The 12,544-nt window shown below is 34.6% G+C and carries 11 protein-coding genes and 1 pseudogene; 6 read left to right on the forward strand and 6 right to left on the reverse strand.

What is annotated here, in order from left to right:
• Positions 1–103: 103 nt before the first annotated feature.
• From P5P87_RS26040 to P5P87_RS01320, 4 genes and pseudogenes are all read right to left on the reverse strand, one after another.
• A pseudogene (locus P5P87_RS26040) lies at positions 104–1,086 on the reverse strand (CoA transferase).
• A complete protein-coding gene (locus P5P87_RS01310) occupies positions 1,013–1,249 on the reverse strand; it encodes a CoA transferase (protein WP_278021256.1) in 237 nt (78 codons plus the stop codon). The pseudogene P5P87_RS26040 and the gene P5P87_RS01310 overlap by 74 nt, the downstream one beginning before the upstream one ends.
• A complete protein-coding gene (locus tag P5P87_RS01315) occupies positions 1,246–1,854 on the reverse strand; it encodes a type 2 periplasmic-binding domain-containing protein (protein WP_278021257.1) in 609 nt (202 codons plus the stop codon). Before P5P87_RS01315 ends, P5P87_RS01310 begins: the two co-directional genes overlap by 4 nt.
• A 25-nt stretch (positions 1,855–1,879) precedes the next feature.
• A complete protein-coding gene (locus tag P5P87_RS01320; RefSeq protein ID WP_278021258.1) occupies positions 1,880–2,395 on the reverse strand; it encodes an extracellular solute-binding protein in 516 nt (171 codons plus the stop codon).
• A gap of 398 nt (positions 2,396–2,793) precedes the next feature.
• On the opposite strand from P5P87_RS01320, the gene P5P87_RS01325 reads away from it, so the two are divergent.
• From P5P87_RS01325 to P5P87_RS01340, 4 genes are all read left to right on the forward strand, one after another.
• Positions 2,794–3,648: a fumarylacetoacetate hydrolase family protein gene (locus P5P87_RS01325; RefSeq protein ID WP_278021259.1), complete on the forward strand. Its 855-nt coding sequence runs from the start codon at positions 2,794–2,796 to the stop codon at positions 3,646–3,648.
• Between the two features lie 18 nt (positions 3,649–3,666).
• Positions 3,667–4,680 (forward strand): zinc-binding alcohol dehydrogenase family protein, encoded by a 1,014-nt coding sequence (locus P5P87_RS01330; RefSeq protein ID WP_278021260.1) that lies wholly within the window; start codon positions 3,667–3,669, stop codon positions 4,678–4,680.
• Between the two features lie 145 nt (positions 4,681–4,825).
• Entirely contained in the window at positions 4,826–5,623 is a 798-nt protein-coding gene (locus P5P87_RS01335; RefSeq protein WP_278021261.1) for an SDR family oxidoreductase, read from the forward strand.
• Positions 5,624–5,629: 6 nt separating this feature from the next.
• Positions 5,630–6,460, forward strand: a complete 831-nt coding sequence (locus P5P87_RS01340; RefSeq protein ID WP_278021262.1) for an amidohydrolase family protein — start codon at positions 5,630–5,632, stop codon at positions 6,458–6,460.
• A gap of 228 nt (positions 6,461–6,688) precedes the next feature.
• On the opposite strand, the gene pelA is transcribed toward P5P87_RS01340, so the two are convergent.
• Both pelA and P5P87_RS01350 read right to left on the reverse strand, forming a co-directional pair.
• The gene (pelA, locus tag P5P87_RS01345) at positions 6,689–7,870 is read right to left on the reverse strand and encodes a pectate lyase (RefSeq protein WP_278021263.1); all 1,182 of its coding nucleotides are present in this window, start codon (positions 7,868–7,870) and stop codon (positions 6,689–6,691) included.
• Positions 7,871–7,882: 12 nt separating this feature from the next.
• Positions 7,883–9,559, reverse strand: coding sequence for a glycoside hydrolase family 28 protein (locus P5P87_RS01350; RefSeq protein WP_278021264.1), 1,677 nt, complete (start codon positions 9,557–9,559; stop codon positions 7,883–7,885).
• Between the two features lie 496 nt (positions 9,560–10,055).
• Between P5P87_RS01350 and P5P87_RS01355 the strand changes: the two genes are divergently transcribed.
• Both P5P87_RS01355 and P5P87_RS01360 read left to right on the forward strand, forming a co-directional pair.
• Positions 10,056–11,831 (forward strand): right-handed parallel beta-helix repeat-containing protein, encoded by a 1,776-nt coding sequence (locus P5P87_RS01355; RefSeq protein ID WP_278021265.1) that lies wholly within the window; start codon positions 10,056–10,058, stop codon positions 11,829–11,831.
• On the forward strand, positions 11,815–12,501 hold the full coding sequence (locus tag P5P87_RS01360) for an L-rhamnose mutarotase (protein WP_278021266.1): 687 nt from the start codon (positions 11,815–11,817) through the stop codon (positions 12,499–12,501). Before P5P87_RS01355 ends, P5P87_RS01360 begins: the two co-directional genes overlap by 17 nt.
• Positions 12,502–12,544: the final 43 nt, after the last annotated feature.

Raw genomic sequence — 12,544 nt, forward strand, 5'->3', positions numbered from 1 at the left:
GCGTGAAATACTTTTTTGCGTATAGATTTTTTCACGCAGATTTATTTAGATTAAAGCGGATTAGGCAGATTTTAATCTAAGCTGATGAATAATAAATTTTAGTTTATTGTTGAATAAACTCTTTATGTATCGCTAAATTATCTTGACCTACTTTTGGTGTCGCTTTTTCACTTAATAAAATTTCACCGTCTAACTGAATCGGACTTCTGGTTGTTACCAAGGTTTCGCCTTCGGTATTTTTTACGGTTTGTTTCAGCTGTAATTCATTTACAAAAGGCTGACTGTCTAGTTCCCCGTAATTGAAAACTTTTCCGCACCAAATGCCTTCTTTCTGCAAGATTTCAATCCAATAATCAGAAGTTTGAGTTTGAATTCTTTCACTTAAAATTGTTCTGATTTCATCGCGTTTTTCAAACCAAAGATGTTTATCCGTGTAAGCGTTTAAATCCAAACCTAAAGTTTTTCCAATAAAAAGTAAATCGCCCATAGCAAGAGACAAAAAGCCGTCTTGTGTTTGGTAAACTCCGTACGGAGCACTTAAAAAAGCATGCGCACTTCCTTTAATATCGCCACGTTCAGGCAATTGACCGCCATCATTTAAGAAAGAAGTAATCGCTTCAAATTGCACATCCAAAATAGATTCCAGCAAACTGACTTCTACCAAAACTCCTTTTTTGGTTTTAGCTCTTTTAGAAGCGCCGCTAAAATTCCTTGTACAAAATGATTTCCGCACATTAAATCGGCTACAGCCAAACCAAAAGGGACTGGGCCTTGGCTTTTGCGTCCGCTTAACCAGCTTAAACCTGAAAGCGATTGTAACAATAAATCTTGTCCCGGTTTTTTTGCCCACGGTCCTTCATTTCCGTAACCTGTAATGGTTCCGTAAATAATTTGTGGATTTATAGAAAGGGTATTTTCAAAATCTAAACCGATTTTTTCCATCACTCCAGGTCTGAAATTATGCGTCATAATATCAGCCTTTTCGATTAGTTTTTTAATCAAAACCAAATCGTCAGGATTTTTTAAATCGAGCTGCAAAAGATTCTTTATTTCTGTTAATCGTATGAAAAAGCAAACTGCTATCATCAACAAATAAATCTTTGATGCTCAATTGTCTGCAGGCTTCACCTTTTATAGGACGCTCAATTTTGATAACGCGTGCACCCAAGTCGGCTAGTTTTAATCCTGCCGAAGGTCCTGCCAAAAACTGGCAGAATTCCAGAACAATTAATCCTTCTAAAGGTCTCATACGGTCTGAATTTTTAGAGATTCCGAGTAAAGCGAATTCATTTCTTCCAACACTTTTAATTCGTCTCCGCCATTCATCAAATAATTACGAACCACATCTCCAGCATGATCTTGGAAATACATGTGACCATAATATCTCGGACGAAGGAAAGCACGTTCTAAAGCTGGTAAAGTATTTTTGAAATAATCGTGTGTTACACCATTAATTCGCTCACTTTTCCAAGCTTGCAAATGTCCTGGCTGACCGCCATTATCGGTATAAATATTCTGCTGAACTTGTGATGAACATGTAAATTCGGCATATTTTATGGCAGTTTCAATATGTTCGCTGAATGAAGAAACAGCCAATCCAGTTCCTCCCAAAGAAGAAATCATCGGATTGTCATTCAATTTAACTAAATCATAAAAATGTAAAAGGTTTTGGCTGTAGCCAATGCGAGAGTAATTGGAATAACCATAAGCAAACGGACAATAGGCAATTTCGTTTGAATTAACCATTGCTTCGTAAACCTGAATAGGATTACGGTTAAAGTTTGCGGGATCAATCAACTGCGCCAATTCTCTAAACATTTGAAGGGCTTTGATTCCTGTGGATTCAGAAATCACTTTTTCTTCAGAAAGAAAAGGAGCTTCACCCAAACTGCGACAGAAACATATAAAAACTCATTAAAACATCTACCGGAATTCCAGCAAAAGCGACTAAGCCTTTTTTGGCTAAAGCCAATAAATCGTCATAAGTTTTAGGAACTTCTAAATTGTTTTTTTCTAAAATATCCAAGCGGGCAGAGGCAACCGGAGTTGCAGCGTCAATTGGCAGCGCCCATAATTTATCGTGAAAGACATAACTTCCGTACGATTTTCCAACAGTATTACTTTCTTGATCTTTAATATATTCGTTTGATAAATAATCAGATAACGGAAGAATTGCTTTGGTTTGCGCTCCAAAACCTGTCCAAGGATGATCGATTACTAATAAGTCAAACCTTTTGGCTAAGTCTTCGATAGAAGCATCGGCAAATTCTTGCAAACTTCTTTTCTCCCAAGAAATTTCAACTTCAGGATGTAATTCTGTAAAACGTCGCGATGTAGCAACCATAGGAAGCAAACCTCTTGTATGATTCCATGTTATGCCTTTTAATTTTATCATTTTGTATGGGATTTTTTGACAATGTAATCGATTGTATTAATAAATGTAAAAAATACAATTACAAAAGTAGGAATAAGATTTAAATGCACAAGAAATCCTTTCTTTTTAAGAAATCTTTTTTACATAAATCGATAATTAGTGATATAATTTTTACAAACCATCTAAAAAATGTTATAAAAATTTAAAGTTTAGTCATTTTAAGAATAGGAAAACGAAATATATCTCGAATATTAATTTTTAAAAAGTATTTTTGTAATTGTGTTTTTTACATTTATTAATTTTGCTTTGATCTTTTGATGAATTTCGAATTTGATTAAAGCGGAGTGGCAGTGATAATTATACAATTGATGAACTCATTTCATCAGAAAAAATAAACTAACAACTAAAAATATACGATTATGAAATTAATACGTTTTGGAGAAATCGGAAAAGAGAAACCTGGAGTTTTGATTGGAGAAAAGAGATATGATGTTTCTTCGATTGTAACCGATTTTAACGAAAGTTTCTTTGAAGAAAACGGATTAGAAAAATTAGAAAAAGCATTAGAAAGTAACCCGACTTTACCAGAAGTTGATGCTTCAGTACGTTTAGGTTCGCCAGTGGCAAGACCTTCAAAAATTATCTGTATTGGATTGAATTATATTGATCACTGTAAAGAAACAAACGCTCCGATTCCGACAGAACCTATTATTTTCTTTAAATCAACAACTTCTTTATGTGGGCCAGATGATGATTTGATTATTCCGAAAAATAGTGAAAAAACAGATTGGGAAGTAGAATTGGCTTTTATTGTGGGCAAAAAAGCAAGTTATGTTGAAGAAGCAGAAGCTTTAGATTATGTGGCTGGTTATGCTTTATTAAATGATTACAGCGAAAGAGCGTTTCAACTAGAGCGTGGCGGACAATGGGCAAAAGGAAAAGGAAGCGACACGTTTGCGCCACTTGGACCATTTTTGGCAACAAAAGATGAAATCGCAGATATTGATAATCTAAAAATGTGGCTGACGGTAAACGGTAAAAAATACCAAGACAGTAATACACTAAATTTAGTTTTCAAAATTCCTTATCTGGTACATTATTTAAGTCAGTTTATGACTTTGCTTCCGGGCGATATTATCAGTACAGGAACGCCTCCGGGAGTTGGTTTAGGAATCAAACCAGATCCAATTTACATTAAAGCGGGTGATGTTGTTGAATTGGGAATTGAAGGTTTAGGAACAAGTAAACAGAAAGCCGTAGCATATCAAAAATAAAAATTAAGAAAGTATAAAATGAAATATATTGTTTGCGAAAAACCTCAGGAATTTCTATTAAAAGAAACCAATATTCCAGAACCAAAAGAGGGTGAAGTTTTATTAAAAATTAAAAGAATCGGAATCTGCGGAACTGACATTCATGCTTTTGGCGGAACTCAGCCGTATTTTGAATATCCAAGAATTTTAGGTCATGAATTGGTCGCTGAATATGTAAAGGGAAGTGCAGAAGGATTTAAACCAGGAGATAAAGTAACTTTTATTCCGTATTTTAACTGCGGAAAATGTGTTGCCTGCAGAAATGGACTAACAAACTGCTGTGTAAATATTAAAGTTTTTGGTGTTCATATTGATGGCGGAATGGCGGAATATGTTTCGATTCCAGAACAATATTTATTGCACGGTCAAGGTTTAGATTATGATGAATTGGCTTTGGTTGAACCTTTGGCAATTGCGGCGCACGGCGTTAGAAGAGCGACAGTAAAACCAACAGATACCGTTTTAGTAATGGGAGCAGGACCAATTGGAATTGGTTTGATTCAGTTTGCTAAAATCGCTGGAGCAAAAGTAATTGTAATGGATATCAATGATTACAGATTAAACTTCTGTAAAACAGAGCTAAATGCAGACGAAACGATTAATCCGTTAAACGATGATGTTGCGCAAAAGTTAGCTGAATTGACAAACGGCGATATGGCAAATGTTGTTATTGATGCAACTGGAAATCAGAAAGTAATGAACAGCGCTTTTAATTATATTTCGCATGGCGGAAGATTTGTTTTAGTTGGACTTCAAAAGGGAGAATTAAGTTTCAGTCATCCTGATTTCCACAAAAGAGAATCAACTTTAATGAGCAGTCGAAATGCTACTATTGAAGATTTTGAATATGTAATGAAATGTTTGAAAGAAGGTAAAATCGATCCTAAAAAATACATCACGCACAGAACCAGTTTTGCTGAAATGATTACTGATTTTGGAAACCTGATTGATCCGAAGAATAATGTGATCAAGGCGCTGATTGAAATTGATTAATTTGTGAAAAGTGAAAAGTAATATGTGAAATGTGATTTTCATTGTAAGATACAAAGCGATCTGATTTTTAGATTTCACATTTTACATCTCACAAATCACTTTTCACAAAAGACATTTTACAAATCACATTTAACACACAAAAAAAATGGATTTAAACTTAAAAAATAAAATAGTTATCGTTTCTGGTTCGGCTGGAAAAGAAGGCAGTATCGGAGAAACGATCGTTAACAGATTAGCAGATGAAGGTGCAATCCCAGTTTTAGTGGACAGAAATGCAAGAGGTTTCGAATACGTGGAAAGACTTCAAAAAAGAGGCATTAATTCACTATTTGTACAAACTGATGTAACAGATCCTGTTGCGATAGAAAATGCTGTAAAAGTAATTGGAGCAAAATATGGAAGAATCGATGCAATAATTAATAATGTTGGTGTAAATGACGGTGCAGGATTAGATTCTAGTTATGAAGATTTTATGAATTCTTTGAAATTGAATGTGGTAAGTTATTTTTTATTGGCTAAATATTCGCTTCCATTTTTAAAAGAATCAAAAGGAAATATTTTAAATATTGGTTCAAAAGTGGCTTTAACAGGGCAGGGAGGGACTTCGGGTTATGCTGCTGCCAAAGGTGGGGTTTTAGGCTTAACCAGAGAATGGGCTGTAGATTTGATTCAGTTCGGAATTCGTTCAAACGCGATTATTATTGCCGAAAGTTATACGCCAGCTTACGAAGATTGGATTAAAACTTTGCCAGACGGCGAAACGGTTTTGAATAAAATCAACAAAAGTATTCCGCTAGAAAGTCGTATGACCAAAACAGAAGAAATTGCAGATACGGCACTTTTTATCATTTCAGAAAAATCATCACATACTACAGGACAATTTGTTTTTGTGGATGGAGGTTACGTACATTTAGACCGTGCATTAATCAGCGATGTTAATTAAAAAGTTATGAGTAAAAGAATAGATTCCCATCAGCATTTTTGGAAGTTTGATCCCGTTAGAGACAGCTGGATCGATGAAACTATGCAGAATATCCAAAGAGATTTTCTTCCTGAAGATTTACAGCCATTATTAAATGTAAATCATTTTGAAGGTTGTGTTGCCGTTCAGGCTAGCCAATCGGAAGAAGAAACTCATTTTCTATTGGATTTGGCTTCTAAAAATGATTTCATAAAAGGAGTTGTCGGCTGGATTGATTTACGAAATGAAAACATTGAAGAACGTTTGAAATTCTTTTCAGATCAAAAAAAGCTGAAAGGTTTTAGACACGTAGTTCAAGGCGAAGCTGATGATTTTATGTTGGGAGCAGAATTTAGAAGAGGAATCGCAGCTTTAAAGCCATTCAATTATACTTACGATATATTGATTTTCGAACGTCAATTACCAGCGGCAATAAGTTTAGTTCAAGATTTTCCAAATCAAATGTTTGTAATCGATCATATTGCAAAACCAGACATCAAATCAAGAAGTATTGATTCTTGGAAAAAGGGAATTGAAGAAATTGCAAAATACGATAATGTTTGGTGTAAAATCTCAGGAATGGTCACAGAAGCCGATTGGAAAAACTGGAAACCAGAAGATTTAAAACCGTATTTAGATGTGATTTTTGAAAACTTTTCAGTTGATAAATTGATGTACGGCTCAGATTGGCCAGTTCTCAATGTTGCTTCAGATTATAGTGAAGTTGTAAAAACGTTGGAAGATTATATTTCGAAGTTTTCAATTGAAGACCAGAATAAGATTTGGTTTGAAAATGCTAATTCTTTTTATAAGTTATAAACTAGTCATAAGATTATCCGTTTAGGATGTCATTTCGACGAAGGAGAAATCTCCGCAAGAAACTCCGCAAAGATTTACTTTGATTGTCGAGCTACTTGCGGAGATTTCTCCTTCGTCGAAATGACAAAATTGAGAAAAAAATAGCCACGGATTAAAGGATTTCATAGATTTTTTTTAATCATTTTAATCCTGTAATCTGTGGCTAAAAATTTTAGATCAATATTATTTTTACTTCTTTAAAACATCATCATTTGGCACCCATTTTTTCTGCCAAGCTAGATATTTCTTCAAAGCCTTTTCAGGTTTATCAGTATACCAAGCATAGCCCGTTCTTCTTTCACGGCTTACTTCCGCTAAAGAATATAAAAACTCGCTGTCACGATCAGAGAATAAAGGACGATGTGTTTTTAATTCGTAATAACGAGTCCAAATAGGCGGAGCAGTTGTATCGTGCACCACTCTCACATCATTCTTGATTTTCTTGTATTTGGATTCCATTTCTTCAGCAACAAAACTCTCGACCCTAGTATTGTAGATTTTAGAATCCTGAAACCATTTTACGGCACTTTGCACGGCATTAATGATCTTTTCATTTGGATTTTCAATATCCATTAAAAACAAAACTACATCAACGCTTTCGGCATTACAGATGCTTGGCGGTTCAAATTTACGTGCCCAAGCAGGTTCAAGTGTTATTTCGTCGTGTTGCTGGCACCAAGCAGTCAATTTTCCATTGTCTTTAATTTGCATTTTCAAAATACAATCCAATCCTTTTTGGTAAGCATTAGCTACTTTTTTTCTGGTTTTAGCGTCAATAAAAGCATAATCAGGATCATTATTTACAATCTTTTTTAAAAGATTGATGATGCCCATATACGCTCCATCATTAAAAGTAATGTGTCGACTATAACCTTTTTCTAAAGGAAAATATTGTGGCCAGCCTCCATTTGAATATTGTGCTTTTATGACAAAATTAATACCTTTTAAACACCCATCTTTATATTTCGGATCTTTTGTGAGCGTATAAACCTGTGCCAGATAATGAATATGAGTATAAGTCGTTTCATTATCGAAAGTAGTATGTTCTATGTATTTTGTTTTAACTACGCTATCTATTTGCTGTGGCGTTAAAATAGCTTTCATGTCATAATTCTTTGGCCACCCACCATTATCACGCTGGAAATACAGAATATTATCTGCAATTTTAGTATAATCTGTTTCAGCATATTTCGGCTGATTCGGAATCGGATTTATGATATTGGTTTTGTCTTTAATAAAATACCAATGATTCGTGCCATCAGTAAAAGGTTTTGTGCTGATTTCACTATTTGACTGCGCATGCGAGCATAAAAATGAAAAAACACAAAAAGCAGATGCCAGTAATTTCGAGCTGTTTATGGAATTGAACATAGAATCTCGTTTTTAGAATTTAACAGCTTTCTTAGGCACGTTTTTGTCAATAGTAGTCGTCTTAGAAAAATTAGCAGAAGAACCACTTAAATCAATATTTTTACTCGCTTCACCATTAATCGTAATTGCATTTGATGAAGAAGGATTAAATTCGATATTTTTCAGCGAAAGGTTTTTGGTATTATAAATTTCGAAAGCATTCTTCGCTTCAATATCCAATTGAGCGTTATTGATTTTAATTCCGTTAGCGTCAATTATAGAAAAACCTTTTTGTGCTTTCGCAATTAGATTTGTGATTTCAATATTTTCTAAGTTCATTTCCGGAAGACCTTGTAAAAACACAGCTTGCTGAGCGCCTTTGATTGTAATGTTTTTGATCACGATATTTTTAAACTGAGGCGTTTCTTCGTTTACCGGAATTGCTTTTGTGCTAACAGTATTTCCACCTTCTGCTAAAGTCTCAGCGATTGATTTTCCTCCATAATACAAATCAAAAGAAATTGCCTGAGATGGAATATCAGTCATAAAAACATCTGAAATGTAAATGTTTTCAACAACACCGCCACGTCCGCGAGTACTTTTAAAACGAAGACCAACATCAGTTCCCATAAAAGTACAATTGGAAACGTGCAGATTTTTTACACCACCAGACATCTCACTTCCAACTGTAACTCCACCATGACCATGATACACAATATTGTTTTTTACAATGATATTTTCGCAAGGAACGCCTCTGTCACGTCCGTCTTTATCTTTACCCGATTTAATGCAGATCGCATCGTCACCCACATCAAAACTTGAGTTTTCAATCACTACATTTTTACAAGATTCTACATCAAGCCCGTCGCCATTTTGAGAAAACCACGGATTGCGAACGGTTATATTTCGAACAATTAAATCTTCAATTAATAACGGGTGAATATTCCACGCAGGAGAATTTTGAAAAACTGGTCCGTCAAACATCACTCTTTTACTATTTTGAATGCTGACCAAAACTGGACGCAGGAAATCATGAATAGCTTCAAAATCTTCTTTTGTTTTTAAGTCAAGACGAATGTTCTGATCGGCACCTTTAGCACCTTTTAAATATTGTTCAGAAGGATACCAGCTGTCTTTCTTTTCATTTAAAACTCCGCCAGAAGCTACAAATTTCTTCCATTGTTCATCTGTCAATTTACTCTTTTTAACTTGTCGCCAAGCTTCACCAGAACCATCCCAAACACCATTTCCAGTAAACGCAATATTCTCTAAGTTTTTTCCATAAATAGGAGAGATACAGCGCCAAGTGTTTAAACCTTCAAAGCTGGTTTCGATTATTGGATATAAAGATTTATCCGTACTGAATTTGATTAATGCACCTCTTTCTGCATGAAGTTCAATATTACTTTTTAAAATGATTGGACCAGTCAGCCAAATCCCTGGCGGAATAATTAATTTTCCACCGCCTTTTTTCGAAAGTGCATCAATCGCATCCGCAAAAGCTTTTGTATTTAAAACATAACCGCCATTTACTGCCCCAAAGTCTTTTAGATTCACACTGTACTGCGGAATTACAGGTTCTTGGACTTCAGCCATTTTAAACTCAATATTTTTATAGGTGTCAGCAGATTTTTGTGCAGAAACTGTATTGAAACTCAAAGCAAAAGAGGCGAGAGCGACACATAAAAGGTTAATTCGGTTAGTTTTCATTCTTATTCTATTATAGTTAAAAGTCTTTTTAGGAAAGCGATTTACTGATAATTCAATTTTTAATTACTGAAATTTTTATTCAATAAATAAAATTATACTTTTTTAATTTGAAATGTTTAATGTAATCGATTACACAAATCTATTAAAAAAATAATATGAAATGACATTTTAGAATAGTTTATCACAGATTTTTTATGAATTTAATTTTTTTTGAATGCGAAATCAATAGAAAATGAAATGGCTGTTTTTATAGAGAAAGTCTATAAAACATGATGTTTATCAAAGTTACAGGAGGGTACAGGATGCATAGTTTTTTATGTTCGATTAAATTGTGCCGAATATTTAATTTATCTGTTAAAATTAATCATGATGTAAAATTTTTAGTACTTAAAATTTATATCCTGATAATTTTAGAGAAGAAAAAAGAAAATAATGCGTTCAATTCCTTTCAACAAATTACTGATCATTTTTTTAATGGTATTTACAGTTTCGGCAAATGCTTGCTGAAATCTGGGTTTCTCCAAATGGAAAAGATATAAATTCTGGAACCAAAGAGAGTCCGTTGGCAACGGTTCACATGGCAATGCGAAAAGCCAGAGAACTTCGTCGTTTAAAAGATCCATCTATAAAAGACGGAATCCGAATCATAGTAATGAACGGAACGTATTATTTAAACGAACCTTTATTTGTACGACCAGAAGATTCTGGAACTGCAGACAGCCCAACAACGATTGAAGCCGATGTAAATGCAAGACCCATTATAAGCGGTGGAATCGAAATTAAAAACTGGACAAAATCGACAACCATTATCAACGGACTTAAAAAAGGCTCTGTTTGGGTGGCAGATGCTCCTAAAAAAGCAGGAAGTCTGATTGATTACAGACAATTATGGGTAAACGGAAAAAAAGCCGTTAGAGCCAAAAATACCGCTGGAACTACAATGGAGCGTATTTTATCGTGGAATCACGAAGAACAAACCTGTTGGATTCCGTTTAAGGATAAATCAGTTAAGTTCGAACCGGGAATGGAAATGTTTATTGTGCAATGGTGGTCGAATGCCAACTTACGCATCAAAAATATTGAAGTTCAAAAAGACAGCGCTAAACTTTCGTTTGAAGAACCAGAAAGTCGTATTCAAAGTGAACACCCGTGGCCTGCACCGTGGATTTCTAAAAACAATGGAAATTCGGCTTATTTTTTAAACAATGCTTTCTCACTTTTAAACGAACCAGGAGAATGGTATTTGGACAAGAAAAGTGCTAAAATCTATTATATTCCAAGAGCTGGAGAAGAAATTAATTCGGTTACCGTTACAGCTCCAGTTTTAGAAAATCTGGTTGAAGTAAAAGGAACAATCGATTCGCCTGTTCATCATTTTCAATTTAAAGGAATTTCGTTTCAATACAGCAACTGGCTTCGTCCTTCACAGCAAGGTCACGTTCCGTTACAATCTGGTTTGTATTTGTTAGACGCTTATAAATTGAAAGTTCCTGGAACGCCAAATCAGGCGAGTTTAGAAAATCAGGCTTGGGTGGGAAGACCTCGCTCAGCAGTTGAAGTAAATTATGCCAATAATATTCAGTTTGAATCTTGTCGTTTTGAGCATTTAGCTTCGACTGGTTTAGATTTAAATAAAGGAACAAATCATAATACCATAAAAGGTAATTTATTTAAAGATATTGGCGGAAGTGCCATCAATGTTGGAGTTTTCTCAGAAGAAGCTTTTGAAGCGCATTTGCCTTTAATCATAAAAGACGAAAGAGAAATGTGTTCGGATGAAGTGATTTCGGATAATTTAATCACCAATGTAACCAATGAAGATTGGGGAACTTTAGGAATCAGTGCTGGTTTTGTTAGAAACATCACAATTGAACACAACGAAATTTCGGATGTATCGTATTCTGGAATGGCAATGGGCTGGGGTTGGACACATACGCCAAACGTGATGCAGAACAATAAAATTCTTGGAAATAAAATTCATCATTATGCCAAACATTTACATGATGTTGCAGGAATTTATACGCTTTCGGCTCAACCTGGTAGTCGAATTGAAGAAAATTATATCGACAAAGTTTACAACAGTCCGTATGCACACGATCCGTTTTTATGGCTGTATTTATATACCGATGAAGGGAGTGAAGGTTTTACGATTAAAAACAACTGGATTGCCGAAAAGAAAATCCTTAAAAACCATAACGGTCCAAAAGGGAATATCTGGGAGCACAATGATCCGTATGTAAGCACTAAAATTAAAGATGCTTGCAGGAATTAGAGCACCTTATAAACATTTAGAAAAAGAAGTCGTAATCGATGAAAAATGGGGATTGCAGGAAATGCCAAAATCGTATGCAATCGAATTAATCGGTTCTGATTTTGACATTGAAAAAATCAAATCGACTTTAACTGGCTTTAGAATAGTTGGTCAGGAATTGTACCAATGGAAAAATCATTTGGTGATTTACGGAAAAATGAATCAGCCCGAAAGAACAAAACGAAAACTGGCAGGCGCTTTTCCTTCTTTAGAAATTAAAATCTATGATGATTTGGTTTATGATTTCCAAAACTTCGAAAGATGTAAAGATTCAAAACCAGCATCAGATTGGGAAAATATTGTTTTAACAGCAAATCTTCCTGCTGATGAAAAACTGCAAAAAGAGTATGTAGAGTATCATAAAACGCAATTCGAAAAATGGCCAGAAGTTGCAAAAGGCTTCTGTAACGCCGATTTCCAGCAATTGCAGGTTTTCAAAAAAGACAGACAATTAATCTTGATAATCAGTATTCCGAAAGGAGAAAGCTTGGATAAACTGAATCCGAGAACAACACAAAATAATCCAAGAGTTGACGATTGGAACGCCTTAATGAAAAAATACCAAAGCGGAATTGAAGGCGCAAAACCAGACGAAACTTGGATTTTCTTAAACAAAGTAGAAACGAAATAATATTTTGCCACAGATTAAAAGGATTAAAATGATTTTTTCTAAT

This window comes from Flavobacterium ginsengisoli (assembly GCF_029625315.1).
Classification (GTDB): Bacteria; Bacteroidota; Bacteroidia; order Flavobacteriales; family Flavobacteriaceae; genus Flavobacterium; species Flavobacterium ginsengisoli.